This window comes from Stenotrophomonas sp. STEN013 (genome assembly GCF_056760355.1).
On sequence record NZ_JBRREO010000001.1, the window covers coordinates 236,629 to 252,943 of the forward strand.

A 16,315-nucleotide genomic window follows, 5' to 3' on the forward strand; every position below is an offset into this window, starting at 1 on the left:
GACCCTCCGCCGTGGTCTGGCGCTCCCGCGGTGGCGGACAACCGCCCCCGCTGCGGCTGAAATCCGCCGCAGCGGCTACAATCGGCGGCATGCGTGTCCTCCTGCAACAGCCGCCCAGCGGCAACGAAGCCCCCCGCTATGTCCAGCTGTCCCTGGTTGCCGATCTTCTCGGCGGCTGGGAACTGCTGCGTGAAAGCGGCCAGATCGGCGGCCGCGTGCAATTGCGCCGCGAACTTTTCCTGCAGCAGGACGATGCCCTGCAAGCCTTCGAGAAGGCACGCGATGCGCAGCTCAAGCGCGGCTTCCAGCTGATGTTCGCCAGCGGCCAGCCACAACCCTGACCCCGCATCCCCACAGGGCGCCCCGCGCGTTCCTGCGTCTACTTTTATCCAGGAGTTCATGTGACCAGCCCACTTCGCAACGACCGCTTCCTGCGCGCCCTGCGCCGCGAGCCTGTGGACTGCACCCCCGTCTGGCTGATGCGCCAGGCCGGCCGTTACCTGCCGGAATACCGCGCCACCCGCGCCCGCGCCGGCAGCTTCCTGGCCATGGCCAAGAACCCGGACATCGCCTGCGAAGTCACCCTGCAGCCGCTGGAGCGCTTCGATCTGGACGCGGCGATCCTGTTCTCCGACATCCTCACCATCCCCGATGCGATGGGTCTGGAGCTGTATTTCGTCGACGGTGAAGGCCCCAAGTTCCGCCATCCGGTGCGCAGCGTGGCCGACATCGCCAAACTGGCGGTGCCGGACATGGAAACCGAGCTGCGCTATGTGATGGACGCGGTGCGGGTCATCCGCCGCCAGCTGGACGGCAAGGTGCCACTGATCGGCTTTTCCGGCAGCCCGTGGACGCTGGCCTGCTACATGGTCGAAGGCGGCGGCAGCAAGGATTACGCGCGCATCAAGGCGCTGGCCCTGAACGAACCCCAGGCCCTGCACCAGCTGCTGGGCGTGGTCACCGACGCGGTGATCGCCTACCTGTCGGCCCAGCGCCTGGCCGGTGCGCAGGCGCTGCAGGTGTTCGACACCTGGGGCGGCGTGCTGAGCCCGGCGATGTACCGCGAGTTCTCGCTGCCCTACCTCACCCGGATCGCGCACGAGCTGGACCGCGGCCAGGGGGCCGATCGCGCGCCGCTGATCCTGTTCGGCAAGGGCAACGGCCAGCACTTGGAAGCACTGGCCGCCAGCGGCACCGATGCGGTGGGCGTGGACTGGACCACCGAGCTGGGCGATGCGGTGCGCCGCACCGGCGGCCGGGTCGCGCTGCAGGGCAACCTGGACCCGGCGACGCTGTATGGCTCGCCCGAGGCGATCCGCCGTGAAGTGGGCGTGGTGCTGGACAGCTACCGCGACGGCAACGGCGGCTCACGTGAAGGCCATGTGTTCAACCTCGGCCACGGCATGTCGCCGGACATGAATCCCGAGCACGTCGCCGTGCTGGTGGATGCCGTCCACAGCCACAGCCGCCGCTGACATGCCTCTGCCCGCCACCGCGCTGATCCTGCTCCTGGTCGCCAGCGCGGCGGCGGCCGGGGCCGGGGCCGCGGCTCCGCTGGCCGGCCGGTTCGGCCATGCCTACACCGCCACCGACGGCGAAACCGTCTGGACGATCACTCCGCATCGCGACGGCGACTACCGCGTGCAGCAGCCCGGCAAGCCCGAGGCCCCGGCCGCAGTGCTCGACGACAGCCAGCGCATCGCGTTCTGGCAGAAGATGGACTGGGACACGGCCACCGCCGCCGGGGCGAACTGCCTGCATTGGGGCGAGCCGGTCGCCGACTCGCTGCGGGACCTGTTCGAGGCCCCGCCGGCGGCCGCGCCGGTGCTGCGCCGCTCGCTGCTTTGCCACCTGCCCGGCCCCCAACGCGCACAGATCGGTTGGCTGGCCGACAACGCCAGCGACTGGTTCTATTACGACGCGCTGAGCGGGGTCATGGAAATCACACCGCTGCCATGAACCCGGCCGCTCCAGCCTCCGGCAACGCCACGCACCGGCCGCTGCTGTGGCTGGTATCGCTGGGCATCTTCATGCAGATGCTGGATTCGACCATCGTCAACACGGCGTTGCCGGCGATGGCCCACAGCTTGGGGGAAAGCCCGCTGCAGATGCAGTCGGTGGTGTTCAGCTACGCACTGGCGGTGGCCAGCTTCATTCCCGCCTCCGGCTGGATCGCCGACCGCCTCGGTACCCGGCGCACCTTTCTGGCTGCGATCATCCTGTTCACGCTGGGCTCGCTGGCCTGCGCGCTTTCGCCCACGCTGCAGTGGCTGGTGGCCGCCCGCGTGTTGCAAGGCATCGGTGGAGCGATGCTGCTGCCGGTCGGGCGGCTGGCGGTGATGCGCTCGGTCCCGCGTGAGCAGTTCCTCGCCGCGATGAGCTTCATCGCCATTCCCGCGCTGATGGGGCCGCTGATGGGGCCGACGCTGGGCGGCTGGCTGGTGGAAGTGGCCTCATGGCACTGGATCTTCCTGATCAACCTGCCGATCGGGATGATCGGTTTCATCGCCGCGCTGCGGATCATGCCCGACCACCGCGCCCAGCGGAAAACCCGTTTCGACCTGCCCGGCTACCTGATGCTGGCGCTGGGCATGGTCGCGCTTTCGCTGGCGCTGGACGGCATCTCCGGCGTCGGCCCGGCCCACGCGCTGGTGATGCTGCTGGCGGTGATCGGCATCGCGGCCCTGGCCGGTTACTGGCTGCACGCCGCCGGCAGCAGCAACGCCCTGTTCCCGCTGTCGCTGTTCAAGGTTGTCAGCTTCCGGATCGGCATCCTCGGCAATCTGTTCTCACGAATCGGCAGCGGTGCGATGCCGCTGCTGATTCCCCTGCTGCTGCAGGTGGGCCTGGGCATGAGCCCGACGAAAGCCGGCATGCTGATGATCCCCGTGGCGCTGTCGGCGATGGTCGCCAAACGCGCGGCGGTGACGCTGGTGGAGCGCTTCGGCTACCGCCGCATCCTGATGCTCAATACGGTCTGCGTGGGACTGGCGATGGCCAGCTTCGTGTTCGTCACCCCCGAGCAATCCCCGTGGCTGCGGTTGCTGCAGCTGGTCCTGTTCGGCACGTTCAATTCGATCCAGTTCACCGTGATGAACACCGTGACGCTGCGTGATCTGGATACCGCCCAGGCCAGCAGCGGCAACAGCCTGCTGTCGCTGGTGATGATGCTGGCCACCGGCTTCGGCGCCGCCGCAGCGGGCAGCCTGCTGGCCACCTTCGGCACCCACCTCAGCGGCGACGATGCGATGTCCGCGCTGCACGCCACCTTCGTCTGCGTCGGCGCGATCACCCTCAGTTCGACCCTGGTGTTCTGGCAGTTGCCGGACAACCGCCCGGATCCGCGGGCGGTGGAAGAAGTGGTGGAATGATCACACCAGCGGTGGCACACCCGCCGCACTGCGCGGCCGCGCGGCCAGTACCTTGGCGATCTTGGCCAGCAGCAGCTGGGCGCTGACCGGCTTGCGCAGAAACCCGTCAAATCCCGCCTCCCTGGCTTGCTGCTCGGCCTCGCCATCCGAGCGCGCCGTCACCGCCACCAGCGGCATGTCATAGCCCAGCGTCCGCAACTGGCCGGCCAGCACCAAACCGTCGATGCCGGGCAGATCCAGATCCAGCAGCGCCACGTCGAACGCGCGCCAGCTGACCTCGGACAAGGCCGCCAAGCCGTGCGGCACGTGCACCACCTGGTGCCCGTTCACCGCCAGCAGGCCGCTGACGACCTGCGCGATGGTGGCGTCATCCTCCACCAGCAGGACCTGCAAGGGCGGCAGCGGTGCAGGGCCGGTGCCCGCCGCGCCGGCGGCGTCGACCGCCACCTGGCGCCAGGCCAGCGGCAACTGCACGCTGAAGCAGGTGCCACGTCCCGGCACACTGTCCACCTCGATGCTGCCGCCCATCGCACTGACCAGCTCGTTGCAGATCGCCAGCCCCAGCCCGCTGCCGCCGTAGCGGGCCGCGGTACGTGCGCCATCGGCCTGCTCGAAGCGACGGAACAGACGCTTGCGCTGTTCGACATTGATCCCCGGGCCGGTATCGCGGATATCGAACCGCACACCGCGCCCCCCGTCCTGCAATGACACCTGCAGTACCACCGAGCCCTGGCTGGTGAACTTGATCGCATTGCTCAGAAGATTGAGCAGGATCTGGCGCAGACGCATGGCATCGCCGTCCACCTGGGTCAGGGCGGGCACGCTGCTGTCAACGCGGAATTCCAGCCCGCGACGCTGCGCCAGCGGCTCCATCAGCGCGCACACTTCTTCCAGCAGCTGCTGCAGATCAAGCGGCTGCTGCTGCAGTTCCAGCTTCCCGGCTTCGATCCGGGCCAGATCCAGCGCATCGTTGACCAGCCGCAGCAGGTGTTCGCCGGCGCGATGGATGGCCTCGGTGTAGCCGCGCTGGCGCTCGTCCAGTTCGGTGGAGAGCAGCAGTTCGCTCATGCCCAGCACGCCGGTCATCGGCGTGCGCACCTCATGCCCGAGCGTGGCCAGGAAACGGGTCTTGGCCAGCGACGCCTGCTCGGCCAGCTCCTGCTTGTGCAGCGCCAGCTGCCATTCGCTGCGGCGGCGCAGACGGCGCCGGTACAGCCAGGCAAACAGCAACAGCAGCAGCCCCACCACCACCGTCAGCACGATCACCCCGCCCAGACTGCGCCACCACGGCGGCTGCACATGCACGAGCCGCGTCTGCACTTCCGACCAGACGTTGTCGGAGGTCTTCGCCTGCGCCTGCAAGCGGTAGCTGCCCGGCGGCAGCTGCGAGAACACGCGCTCGCCCGCCGCGCCCACCTCCACCCAGTCCGGGTCATAGCCTTCCAGGCGGAAGCGGTAGGCGTTGGTCGCCGAATCGGCGAAAGACAGCAGCCGCGCGGTGATATGCAGGTCGCGGTCCCCGTCCTCGATCTCCAGCGAACGCTGGTGGGTGAGGTCATGCTCGCTGTCGCCGCGGCGCACACTGACCCGTTCGATCACCAGCGGCGGCTGGCGGGTGGACGGCTTGACCCGCGTCGGATCGAACAGCACCACCCCCTCGGGCGTACCACCGGCAATCTGTCCGGTGGTCGCTTGGACCAGGGCGCGGCGCCGGAATTCCTGCCCCGGCAGGCCGTCATGCACGCCGTACAGGCGGATTGAACGGCTGGCCGGATCGATCCGCACCAGTCCGCGCGCACTGCTGGCCCAGGCCACGCCCTCGGCGTCCACCACCAGCCCCGCGGGCGCCAGCGCCGGAAATTCACGATCGGTGCCGACACTGTCCAAGCGGGAAAGCTTCTGTCCGTCCCACAGGTACTGGTCCATGCGCCCCAGCCCGGCCATCCACACCACACCGCTGTCGGTGGTGCGGAACACATATATCCGATCACGGGGACTGCCCGGCACCGGCTCGAAACGCGCCAACGCCGGGTTCCATGCCATCAGTCCGGTCGCCGTGGCCAGCCACAGATGATCCTGTGGCCCGCAGCGCATGTCCTCCACCGGGGTGACCGGCAAGCCCGCCCCCCCCAAGGGCAGCGAACGCAGCACCCGCCCGTCGCCGTCACGCTGCTGCAGCCCGCCACGTTCGGAATAGATCCAGATCGTGCCGCCTTCGCAGATCTGCACCAGATCGCCATCGCCGGGCAAGGCCGGATCCGTGCTGTCCTCCCGGTACCAGCGCCGTAGGGCGCCGGTTTTCGGGTCATAGCGCACCAGCGCATCCAGACTGCCGATCCACACCCGCCCCTGGCCATCCTCGACCAGCGACTGCGGCCAGTTGTTGCCGTCGATACTCCGCACATGGTGCTCGACCGCACCGGTGGCCGGATCCAGCCGGTCCAGCGCGCCCCGGGTGCCGGTGATCCAGATGCCACCGGAGGCCGACGGCGCCAGCGCCAGCGCGTAGGGATTGCGCAGCGATGCCGGGTCGTCCAGCCGGCGCGAAAGCACCGAGAACTGGCGCCAGCTCGGCGGCAGATGCCACAACCCGGCATTGGTACTGGCGAACCACAGCCCGCCTTCGCGGTCCTCGTGGGCACTGGACCAGTTCGGCTTGACCAGCCCGCGCTCCTGGGTGCTGTACAGCGGCACGTTGTGGACGCCGGTGTTGCGCATCCGCCCCAGCCCGTAACGGGTGTCGAGCCAGTAATTGCCGTCGCCGGAGTACTGCAGCATGTTCAGTACTTCGCTGGACGCCAGGCCCTCCCAGACAGGCATCCGGAACCGGCCATCGGCCTCGCGCACCACCACCCCCTCGTTGGTGGCGACCCACAGCCGGCCCTCTCGGTCCACCTTCAGACCGTTGATCACCAGCGACGGCAGCACCTCTTCGCCAAACCGCTCGAATCCGTCGCCATCCCAGCGTGCCAGCCCGCCCTTGGTCCCCACCCACAAGCTGCCATCGCCGGTAACCGCCAGATAGCCCACGGCCGCGTGCGGCAGACTGCGCCGGTCACCGGCCACCGGCATGAAGCGCCGAATCTTGCCGTCCCCTCCCAGCCGGTGCAGGCCGGCGGTGGCGGTGCCGAACCAGAGGTTGCCATCGGCGGTGGAAGCGATGCTCCAGACCGTGTTGCTGCCGATCTCCGGGAAGTGCTCGCGGTCATAGAAACGGAAGCTGCGGCGGTCGGGGGACAGCATCACCAGACCGGCGTTCTGGGTGCCTGCCCAGAGCCGGTTGCCGGCATCCACATGCAGGCTCCACACCAGGTTGTCGCGCAGGCCGTCGCCGGCGCGCCAGATGCGGTAGTTGCGCCCGTCATAGCGCGCCAGACCATCGCGACTGGCCAGCCACAGATAACCGAAGCCATCCTCGGCAAACGCATTGATATTGCTCGAGGGCAGGCCATCGGCCACGGAGATCTGCCGCGGCTGCGGCGTCGCCGGCACATCGGCAAGCACCGGCAGCGCCAACGCCGCCAGCATCCATCCGTAGAACCACAAAGTCATTCGAGTCATTGCGCCAGTATTCCATGTGCGTGCGCTGCCGGCATTTGCTGCGGCCACAGCGCCGGACGTCCGGCCATCGCCAACAGCCCCCGCGATCCAGCCTATCGTGCGTACCGTCAAGCGCAGGATGATCCAAACGCCGCAGCCGACCTCCAGCGACGGACGCCAGCGTCCATCCCGGGGCCGGACAAAACCCGGCGTCGATCACCGCTGCGGTGTCCGTCCCCACAGGCAAGTAACAATCCTTTGCTCACCGCGCGCACAATGCCCACCGGCTGTGCGCCTAGAATCCAGACACCCCGAACCGGAGCCGGACCGTGCCGCGACTGCTGATGATTCTGTTCTGCGCCCTGCTGCCGCTGGTTGCCACGGCCGCGCCGGAGCGCTACCGGATCGATCCGGTCCACACCCGCGTCCTGTTCGCCATCGAGCATGCCGGCTTCTCGCAGGCGCTGGGCACGGTATCGGGTACGGAAGGCGTGCTGGAATTCGATCCGCAGGACTGGTCCAGCGCGCACCTCGACGTGGCGGTGCCCCTCACCCGGCTGGACCTGGGCGATGACAAATGGAACCGTGCCACGCTGGCGCGCAACCTGCTCGATGGCGAACGCTTCCCGCAGGCACGCTTCGTCTCCACCCGCATCGAACCGGTCGATGCGAGCCGCGCCCGTGTCCACGGCCGGCTGACCCTGCGCGGGGTCACCCGCGATACGACCCTGGAGGTCACCCTCAACGCCCTCAAACGCTATCCATTGCCGCCGTTCCGGCGTACGGCCGGCTTTTCGGCAACGGCGGTAGTGAGCCGTGCCGATTTCGGCATTGACGCCTGGCAGTCCGTCATCGGTGACCGGGTCGAGTTGCGCATCGAAGCCGAAGCCGTGCGCGACGGCAACGCCGAGGCGCCGGCAGGGGCCCCCGACATTATTCCCACACCTGCAGACGACACTCTGCAGGACGCGGCCGATGCCGCCCTGAACAATGAAATGGACAAGCACCCATGACCCTGAAGAACACCACACACCGTTGGGGCGGCGTCAGCAAGACCCTGCACTGGCTGATCGCCCTGCTGATCCTGGCCCTGGGCATCGTCGGCCTGGTGATGGGCGAGTTCCCCAAGACGCCGAAGTATTTCTGGATCTACACGATGCACAAATCCATCGGTATCACCGTACTGGTGCTGGTCGCACTGCGGCTGCTGTGGCGACTGTATGCCGGTGCGCCGCACGCCGTGCCGGGTACGCCCGGCTGGCAGGAACGCATCGCCTCGCTCACGCACTGGCTGCTGTATCTGCTGATGTTCGCCCTCCCGCTGTCTGGCTGGCTGTACGACTCGGCCAGCGGTCTGCGCCCGTTCAAGCTGTTCGGCCTGGTGGAGATGCCCAAACTGGTGGCCCCCAGCGAGTCCGCCAGCCAGGTCTCCCATGCCCTCCACGAGTACGGCTTCTGGGTACTGATCCTGCTGGTGCTGGCCCATGCCGGTGCCGCGCTCTACCACCACATCCACCAGCGCGATGCCACGCTCGTGCGCATGCTGCCCGATGGCTGGCTCCCCACCCCACAGAAGGATTCCGCATGAACATCAAGCTCACCTCGCCGACGGCGGTCGCGGCGGCACTGGCCGGCCTGCTGGCCATCTCCCCTGCGATGGCCGCCGACTACGTACAGGCGCCCGGCTCGATCCTGGTGTTTGCCAGCAAGTACGACGGCGAAGTGTTCACCGGCACCTTCCCCGGCTTCCAGACCCGGGTCAGTTTCGACCCGGCCAACCCGGCCGCGGGCAAGCTCGACGTGACCATTCCGCTTGCCGGGGCAAAGAGCGGCAACAGCGACCGCGACTCGACCCTGCAGGGCGCCGACTTCTTCAACGTCGCCCGTTTCGCCCAGGCCCGCTACACCGCCAACGGCTTCCGCGCGCTGGGCAACAACCAGTACGCAGCTGACGGTACGCTGGAACTGCGCGGGGTCAGCAAGCCGGTGACCTTGACCTTCAGCTGGACGCCGGGCGCGCAGCCGGTGCTGACGGGCAAGGCCACGGTCAAGCGGTTGGAGTTCGGCGTCGGCGGCGGCGAATGGGCCGACACCGGCACCATTCCCAACGAAACGGCGATCAGCACCAAGGTGGTGCTGAAGAGCGCACCCTGACCGCAACGCCCGCGTGCTGCGGCGCCTTCCTCTGCCCGCAGCCGCCGCACGGCACACACGCCAACCGTGGCACTCCCTCCTGTCGGACGATCACCGCCAGGCGATCAGGCTGTCGGCGCTGAACGGCCAGTCAAGCTCGGCGCCGGAGGCTGTATGGCGCAGCACCGGCACGCGGGTGCCGTAGCGGGCCTCGAGCTGTTCGTCGCCATCGATGAAGACACTGTCGAACTCCGGCGCGCGCGCCTGCGCCAGCACCGCCAGCGCCAGGTCGCACAGGTGACAGTCATCGCGCTGGTACAGAACCCACTGGCTCATCGGCTGCTCCACGGCGGGAATGCTGCGCTGCAGGCAAGGCCCGCAGCGGGGAGCCCGTAGAATAGCCGCCCTCTTACCGCAGTACGCAGAACCCGCATGTCCGTCAGTACGTTCGACCTGTTCAAGATCGGCATTGGCCCGAGTTCGTCACACACCGTCGGCCCGATGCGCGCGGCCGAACGCTTCGTGCATCGCTGGCTGCTCGATCCGGGCCGCCTGTCCGACGTGGTGCGCATCCGCGCCGAAGTGTTCGGTTCGCTGGCCCTGACCGGACGCGGCCATGGCACCGACAAGGCGGTGCTGCTGGGTCTGGAAGGCCACCGCCCCAATGCGATCGACCCGGACATCATTCCGGCCACGCTGGAGCGCATCCGCAGCAGCAAGCGCATCACACTGATGGGCCAGCGCGAGATCGCCTTCGACGAGAAGCGCGATCTGGCGATGAACAAGCGCCAGAAACTGCCGTACCACACCAACGGCATGCGTTTTACCGCCTACGACGCCGACGACCAGGTCATCGCCACGCGCGATTACTACTCGGTGGGCGGCGGTTTCGTGGTCAACGAGGACGATGCCGCCGACGACCGCATCGTGCCCGACCAGACCCCCGTGCCGTATCCGTTCAAAAGCGGCGACGAGCTGCTGGCGCAGGCCGCACGCAGCGGCCTGAGCATCGCGGCGATGATGTTCGAGAACGAGAAGTGCTGGCGCAGCGAGGAGCAGATCCGGGCCGGGCTGCGCGAGATCTGGGAGGCGATGCAGGCCTGCGTCACCCGCGGTATCCGCTCCGAAGGCACCCTGCCGGGCGGCCTGAATGTCAGCCGGCGCGCGCCGGCGCTGTACCGCGAACTGTCCGCACGTCCGGAGGCGGCGATGCGCGATCCGTTGACCACGCTGGACTGGGTCAACCTGTACGCGCTGGCCGTCAACGAGGAAAACGCCGCCGGCGGCCGCGTGGTCACCGCGCCCACCAACGGTGCGGCCGGCATCATTCCCTCGGTGCTGCACTACTACGACCGTTTCTGCCCGGGCAGCAGCGAACAGGGAATCTTCGACTTCCTGCTCACCGCCGCGGCGATCGGCATCCTCTACAAGGAAAACGCCTCGATCAGCGGTGCCGAAGTCGGCTGTCAGGGCGAAGTGGGCGTGGCCTGCTCGATGGCGGCCGGCGGACTGATGGCCGCACTGGGCGGCAAGCCGGGACAGATCGAGAACGCTGCCGAGATCGGTATGGAACACAATCTGGGCCTGACCTGCGACCCGATCGGCGGGCTGGTGCAGATTCCCTGCATCGAGCGCAACGCGATGGGTGCGGTGAAGGCGATCAACGCCGCGCGCATGGCCATCCGTGGCGACGGCAAGCACAAGGTGTCGCTGGACAAGGTGATCAAGACCATGCGCGATACCGGTCGCGACATGCAGGACAAGTACAAGGAAACCAGCCGCGGTGGCCTGGCGGTGAACGTCATCGAGTGCTGACGGCCGCGTCTTGCAAGGATGCGGGCCGGCCTCACAGAATCGGGCCATCGCAAGGTAGATGCAGGGGCAGGGATGCATACCGAACAGGAACCAGGTCATGAGCCGCCGCCGGTGCCACGCCCGGCACATCCGCTGCGGGCCAAGCCCACTCCACGCAGGAGCGGGCTCACCCTGACCAGGCTGGTGCTTGCGGTGGGCATCCTGCTGGTCCTGGCCTGGTTCATTGGCGAGCGGAACTCAGGGAATTCCGATTCCGCCCAGGCTTCCGTCTCGGCCGAACCGGAAGCGCCCGTCCCCCGCAACGCTGGCACTCGGTCCGAAGCGCGGGTGGTGCAAGGCGAGAAGTCCACCACGTTGCGGCAAGTGGAAGACGCGCGCATGCAGGTGGGTGAGCAAGGTACGGTGCTGCGCATCGAAGGCAGCGTCGGCAGGAATTTCGCCACCCAGCTGCAAGCGGCATTGGATGCCAACCCGTCCCTGCAGCGCATCGACATCACCAGTGGCGGCGGTTACGCCCAGTCCGGGCTGGAAGCGGCACGGATGATCCGCCGGCGCAATCTCATTGTCCGCGTGCACTCCCACTGCGCGAGCATGTGCGTCGGGCTGTGGGCCGCCGCCGCGCAGCGGCAGATGGAACCGGATGCCCTGATCGGCCTGCACCAGTGGAACGCCCAATGCGAGGCGTTCCCCTCGCCGGCCCGGGAAGAGTGCCGCCACCAGATCCAGTTCATGACCGACCACGACTCCAGCTATGACGCCTGGCTGCGCGATGCCGGTTTCAACCAGTATCTGCTGGACCTGCAGTCCAGCACCGCCGCGGAAGACATCGCCGTGCTGGATGTCCTGCAGCTGTGGGAGAACGGGGTGGACTTCAGCGTGGTCAACCGCGACGGACGCCGCATGAGCCGGGCCGAGGTACAGCAGCATCTGGCCGCGAAAAGCGGGTCGCGCTAGCCACCAGGGTTTTGTCCCGCCTCCGGGTTGCCGTGTGATTGCATATCCCGCCGCAAGCACGGGCACCGTTGCCGGTCTACACACGCGTGCGCAGCTTCAGCCCCCCCTCCAGCGCCAGCAGCCCCACCGCGACCCAGATCGCGAGATAGGTCGGCCACTGGTCCTGGCCCACGCTCTCACCCAGCAGCAACGCGGCCAGCATCAGCAGCACCGGCTCGACATAGGTGAGCAGGCCGAAGAGGCTGAAGGACAGCATCTTCGCCGCCAGCATGTAGCACATCAGCGCCACGGCACTGATCGCACCCAGCAGCGGAATCAACCCGTACAGCGCCGGCCGCTGCACCAGCATCTGTGCCAGCGCCTCGCCATTGCCGACTGCCGCCCACCAGGCGACCGGTGACAGCAGCACCAGTTCCACCCAGAAGCCGCCCAGATGCGCCACGCCGAGATGCCGCCGCACCAGGAAATAGGCCGGGTAGCCCAGCGCCACCAGCAGCATCTCCCAGGACAGGCCGTGGTTGCCCAGCAACGCCCACGCCACGCCCGCCGCCGCACTGGTCACCGCCAGTTTCTGCAGCGCGGACAGGCGCTCGCCATAGAAGACCCGGCCGACCAGCACCATCACCAGCGGCAGCAGGAAATAGCCCATCGATACCTGCAGCGCGCGCCCGTGCAGCGGCGCCCACAGGAACAGCCACAGTTGCACGCCCACCATCGCCGCGCAGGCCGGCATCGCCAGCCACAACCGGCGGTCCTGGCGAAGCCGGGCCAAGGTCTGACCGATCAGGCGCGGCTCGCCGCCGACATGCAGCATCAACGCCACCAGCGGCACCGCGAACAGCACGCGCCAACCAAAGATGTCGGTTCCCTGCAGCGGCGCCAGCCACGGGCTGGCGTAATACATCAGACCGAACAGCAGCGAAGCCGCCAGCGAAACCACCACACCTTTGGACACGCGCCACTACCTGTCGAGAAGATCACCGCAGGCCAACCACCGGCGCGGTCAGGCCCGGAGCACGGCAGCCGGCAGTCTGCCTGTGCAAGCTGCCAGCGGACGCCAACTCGCGGATGCGGCGCCGGGCACCATGATAAGGCGCGACAGGTGTCAGCCGCCGACGATGCGCAGCACGTCATCCAGCAACGCCGCTGCCGTCACTTCAGCACCGGCGCCCGGCCCCTGGATCAGCAGCGGCTGGCGGTTGTAGCGATCGCTGTGGATCGCCACCCGGTTGTCCGTCCCACGACCGCCGGCTAGCGCGTGATCGGCCGGCAATGCGCGCAGCCCCACGTGGGCACCGTCCCGGTCCAGACGTCCGACAAAGCACAGACGCAATCCTTGCGCCTGTGCCTGGCGCAGCTGCGCCTCCAACGGGGCATCCAACTGCTCCAGCGCGCTGTCCACCGCCGAGGCCGGCAACGCGGCCAGCGCGGCCGGCACCAGCGATTCCACCCGGACCTGTTCGGCCTCCAGCGGCACGCCGGCGGCGCGGGCCAGAATCAGCAGCTTGCGCCGTACATCCTCGCCGGACAGATCGATCCGCGGATCCGGCTCGGTGTAACCGGCCGCCGCCGCTTCCCGCACACAGGCCGAAAACGGCTGGCTGCCGTCATAACGATGGAACAGCCACGCCAGCGATCCGGACAGCACCCCCTCGATGGAATGGATGTGGTCACCGCCGGCCACCAGCGCGCGGAGGCTGGCAAGCAGTGGCAACCCGGCACCGACGGTGGCGGCATCGCCGTAACAGGCACCCGTGCTGGCGGCGGCATCCGCGATCTGCCGCGCACGTGCCAACGCGGTGCCGTTGCCCAATTTGTTGGCGGTCACCACGTGGATACCCTGCCCCAGCCAGCCGGCATGATCGGCGGCCACGTCCTCGCTGGCCGTGGCGTCGATGACGATATCGCCGACGCGCAGGCAACCGATCTGCTGCCGATGCACCGGCTCATCACTGCTGCGCACAGCGGCGCGAGCCTGCGACAACGCCCGCTCCGGCGTATCCGCGCAGGCCAGGGCAATGCGCGAATTGGCCACCACATCCAGCGTGGGCAGCGCCAGCTGGCGTTGCTGCAAGGCCTGGTAACGGGCCACGAAGGCCGAACCGACGGTACCGGTGCCCAGCAGCACCAGACGGGCCTGTGCCGCGGCGACTGTACGCAACTGCGCGCTCATGCATCCACCGTTTTTCGCTGGGCGTCACGCTTGCCGTCCGCGATCACCCGGGCGGCACGCGCCAGACCGGCCTGCAGGTCGGCGAGCAGATCTTCGGTGCCTTCGATACCTACCGACAGGCGCAGCAGGCTGTCGGAAATGCCGGCCTGGGCACGCGCTTCAGGCGTCATGGCCGCGTGGGTCATCGTCGCCGGATGGGCCACCAGGCTTTCCACGCCTCCCAGCGACTCGGCCAGGGTGAAATAGCGCAGGCCATCGAGGAAGGCACGTACCGCAGCCTGCGGGTCGGCACCGCCACACTCGGCCAGTTCGAACGACAGCATCGCACCGAAGCCCTTCTGCTGGCGTGCGGCCACCGCATGGCCCGGATGCGAAGCCAGACCCGGGTAATAGACCGTGGCCACCGCCTCGCTGAGGGCCAGCTGGTCGACCAGCGCCCGCGTGTTTTCCTGATGGATGCGCAGGCGCGCATCCAGCGTGCGCAGGCCGCGCAGGGTCAGGAAGGCATCGAACGGCGAGCCGGTCAGGCCCAGCGCGTTGGCCCACCACGACAGCTGCTGGTGCAGCTCCGCGTCACGGGCGATCACCGCACCGCCGACCACATCGCTGTGGCCGTTGACGTATTTGGTGGTCGAATGCAGCACCACATCGGCGCCAAAGGCGATCGGGTTCTGCAGTGCCGGCGACAGGAAGGTGTTGTCCACCACCACCTTGGCACCGGCCTTGTGTGCGGCATCGATGACGAAACGCAGGTCGGTGATGCGCAGCAGCGGGTTGGATGGGGTTTCCACCAGCACCAGCGCCGGTGACTGGGCCAGCGCCTCGGCCAGCGAACGCGGATCGGTCAAATCGGCGGTGATCAGCTCGAAATGGCCCTTGGTCGCCAGCGCGTTGAACAGGCGCCAGCTGCCACCGTAGGCATCGTGCGGCACCACCAGCTTCTCGCCCGGCTTGAGCAGTGCGCTGAGCACCAGATTGATCGCGCCCATGCCGGTGGCGGTGATCACGCCGCCGGCGCCGCCTTCCAGTTCGGCCAGCGCCTCGCCCAGCAGGTCACGGGTCGGATTGCCGCTGCGGGTGTAATCATACTGGCGCTTGTTGCCGAAGCCGTCGAAGCTGAAGTTGGACGACAGCACGATCGGCGGCGTCACCGCGCCAAAGGCGGTATCGCGATCAATACCGGCGCGAACCGCGGCGGTGGCACTGCTGCAGGGAAAATCGGAAGCGGCGGACAGGCTCATGCGGTTTCTCCGGGAAGGCGAAGGGCGTTGGCGAGGATCGCGTCGATGCGATCGGTTTCTTTGAGGAAGGCGTCGTGGCCATAGGGCGAGCGCAACACGCGAAGGCTGCCGCGCGGGCCCAGTCCCTCGACCAGCGCGACGAGATCGGACAGCGGTACCAGCCGGTCCCCCTCAACGGCGACCACCAGCGTCGGCACGGCCACAGCGGCCGGCTCGATGCGGTGCAGATCGATCGATTCGGACAGGCGCAGGTACGCGTTGACGCGGGTGCGGGCGACGTACTGCGCGCCGGCGGCATCCAGATAGTCTTCCGCGGCGACGCGCACGCGCCCGTTCACCACTTCCGGAGCGGCATCGAACCGCTCGCCGAACTCCTCCGGGGTGCGGTAGCTGAGCATGGCGAACTGGCGGGCCAGAGCCAGCCCGTGGGTTTCGGCACATTGCAGCTGGCCCAGGGCGACCGCCCGGCGCTGCAGCGCACGCCACGCCGAGGCATAGGGATGCGGACGGTGGGCGCCACTGACTGCAATCAACCTGGCCAGCCGCTGCGGATGGCGGATCGCCAGCTGCAGGCCGACCAGCGCGCCGTAGGAATAGCCGACGAAACCGTGCAGCTGCTCGATATGCAGTGCATCCAGCAAGGCGGCGATGGCGTCGGCCTGGTCGGCGGTGTCGATTGGCACATCCACATCGCCATCGGCGCCGATGAAGTCGAACCCGAGCAGGCGCCGGCGCTGCGGGTCCAGCGCGCGGGTCGGCCCGACCAGGCCTTCGGCCCAGCCCTTCTCGCCGAATACCGGATTGGCGGCCAGATGCCGGTGCGCGGAAATGCCACCGGCCACCAGCACCACCGGCGCCGCTTCCACACCCACCAACTCATAGCGCAGACGCAGCACGCGCGCTCCGGCGTGGCGCATCGACAGCGGCACCGTGAGTTCGCCGCGCACAGCACGGATGCCACCCCCGGTAGGGGGCGAAGCGACGGCGGAAACGTCTTGAAGGACGGCGACGGTGGCGAGACTCATGGCGGTATCCGGTAAGGAGCGGCCATCGAGCTTCGCGGAGCTCGCGTTCGACATGCGGAGGTG

At 68.2% G+C, this 16,315-nt stretch carries 15 protein-coding genes; 9 read left to right on the top strand and 6 right to left on the bottom strand.

Going from position 1 to position 16,315, the window contains the following annotated elements; genetic code table 11:
• Positions 1 to 89 precede the first annotated feature (89 nt).
• From ACVOMH_RS01075 to mdtD, 4 genes are read left to right on the top strand one after another with little or no spacing between them, the layout of a single operon-like run.
• On the top strand, positions 90 to 341 hold the full coding sequence (locus ACVOMH_RS01075; protein WP_054660501.1) for a WGR domain-containing protein: 252 nt from the start codon (positions 90 to 92) through the stop codon (positions 339 to 341).
• A gap of 60 nt (positions 342 to 401) precedes the next feature.
• Positions 402 to 1,475 carry a uroporphyrinogen decarboxylase gene (gene hemE, locus ACVOMH_RS01080; RefSeq protein WP_054660499.1) on the top strand — a complete coding sequence of 358 codons (1,074 nt, stop codon included), beginning with the start codon at positions 402 to 404 and terminating at the stop codon, positions 1,473 to 1,475.
• A 1-nt stretch (position 1,476) separates the two neighbouring features.
• A complete protein-coding gene (locus tag ACVOMH_RS01085; RefSeq protein WP_481550766.1) occupies positions 1,477 to 1,959 on the top strand; it encodes a hypothetical protein in 483 nt (160 codons plus the stop codon).
• Complete coding sequence (gene mdtD / locus ACVOMH_RS01090) at positions 1,956 to 3,371, top strand: multidrug transporter subunit MdtD (protein ID WP_481550767.1); 1,416 nt, start codon at positions 1,956 to 1,958, stop codon at positions 3,369 to 3,371. The genes ACVOMH_RS01085 and mdtD overlap by 4 nt, the downstream gene beginning before the upstream one ends.
• On the opposite strand, the gene ACVOMH_RS01095 is transcribed toward mdtD, so the two are convergent.
• Complete coding sequence (locus tag ACVOMH_RS01095; RefSeq protein ID WP_481550768.1) at positions 3,372 to 6,932, bottom strand: ATP-binding protein; 3,561 nt, start codon at positions 6,930 to 6,932, stop codon at positions 3,372 to 3,374. It abuts the gene before it with no gap.
• A 323-nt stretch (positions 6,933 to 7,255) separates the two neighbouring features.
• Here ACVOMH_RS01095 and ACVOMH_RS01100 point away from each other — a divergent pair, with 323 nt between their 5' ends.
• From ACVOMH_RS01100 to ACVOMH_RS01110, 3 genes are read left to right on the top strand one after another with little or no spacing between them, the layout of a single operon-like run.
• Entirely contained in the window at positions 7,256 to 7,924 is a 669-nt protein-coding gene (locus tag ACVOMH_RS01100) for a YceI family protein (RefSeq protein WP_481551140.1), read from the top strand.
• Complete coding sequence (locus ACVOMH_RS01105) at positions 7,921 to 8,499, top strand: cytochrome b (protein WP_054659560.1); 579 nt, start codon at positions 7,921 to 7,923, stop codon at positions 8,497 to 8,499. Before ACVOMH_RS01100 ends, ACVOMH_RS01105 begins: the two co-directional genes overlap by 4 nt.
• Positions 8,496 to 9,065, top strand: coding sequence for a YceI family protein (locus ACVOMH_RS01110; protein ID WP_481550769.1), 570 nt, complete (start codon positions 8,496 to 8,498; stop codon positions 9,063 to 9,065). Before ACVOMH_RS01105 ends, ACVOMH_RS01110 begins: the two co-directional genes overlap by 4 nt.
• Before the next feature lie 90 nt (positions 9,066 to 9,155).
• On the opposite strand, the gene ACVOMH_RS01115 is transcribed toward ACVOMH_RS01110, so the two are convergent.
• Positions 9,156 to 9,380, bottom strand: a complete 225-nt coding sequence (locus ACVOMH_RS01115) for a glutaredoxin family protein (RefSeq protein WP_054659845.1) — start codon at positions 9,378 to 9,380, stop codon at positions 9,156 to 9,158.
• A gap of 96 nt (positions 9,381 to 9,476) precedes the next feature.
• Here ACVOMH_RS01115 and ACVOMH_RS01120 point away from each other — a divergent pair, with 96 nt between their 5' ends.
• Both ACVOMH_RS01120 and ACVOMH_RS01125 read left to right on the top strand, forming a co-directional pair.
• On the top strand, positions 9,477 to 10,859 hold the full coding sequence (locus ACVOMH_RS01120; RefSeq protein ID WP_481550770.1) for an L-serine ammonia-lyase: 1,383 nt from the start codon (positions 9,477 to 9,479) through the stop codon (positions 10,857 to 10,859).
• A 330-nt stretch (positions 10,860 to 11,189) separates the two neighbouring features.
• Positions 11,190 to 11,813 carry a hypothetical protein gene (locus ACVOMH_RS01125; protein ID WP_481523675.1) on the top strand — a complete coding sequence of 208 codons (624 nt, stop codon included), beginning with the start codon at positions 11,190 to 11,192 and terminating at the stop codon, positions 11,811 to 11,813.
• Between the two features lie 76 nt (positions 11,814 to 11,889).
• Here the strand turns inward: ACVOMH_RS01125 and rarD are convergent, their stop codons facing one another.
• From rarD to metX, 4 genes are all read right to left on the bottom strand, one after another.
• Positions 11,890 to 12,768: an EamA family transporter RarD gene (gene rarD / locus ACVOMH_RS01130; protein WP_481523676.1), complete on the bottom strand. Its 879-nt coding sequence runs from the start codon at positions 12,766 to 12,768 to the stop codon at positions 11,890 to 11,892.
• Between the two features lie 150 nt (positions 12,769 to 12,918).
• Positions 12,919 to 13,986 carry a homoserine dehydrogenase family protein gene (locus ACVOMH_RS01135; protein WP_481523677.1) on the bottom strand — a complete coding sequence of 356 codons (1,068 nt, stop codon included), beginning with the start codon at positions 13,984 to 13,986 and terminating at the stop codon, positions 12,919 to 12,921.
• Positions 13,983 to 15,227 carry an O-succinylhomoserine (thiol)-lyase gene (locus ACVOMH_RS01140; protein ID WP_481523678.1) on the bottom strand — a complete coding sequence of 415 codons (1,245 nt, stop codon included), beginning with the start codon at positions 15,225 to 15,227 and terminating at the stop codon, positions 13,983 to 13,985. The genes ACVOMH_RS01135 and ACVOMH_RS01140 overlap by 4 nt, the downstream gene beginning before the upstream one ends.
• Positions 15,224 to 16,306 (bottom strand): homoserine O-succinyltransferase MetX, encoded by a 1,083-nt coding sequence (gene metX, locus ACVOMH_RS01145; protein WP_481523679.1) that lies wholly within the window; start codon positions 16,304 to 16,306, stop codon positions 15,224 to 15,226. The genes ACVOMH_RS01140 and metX overlap by 4 nt, the downstream gene beginning before the upstream one ends.
• Positions 16,307 to 16,315 lie beyond the last annotated feature (9 nt).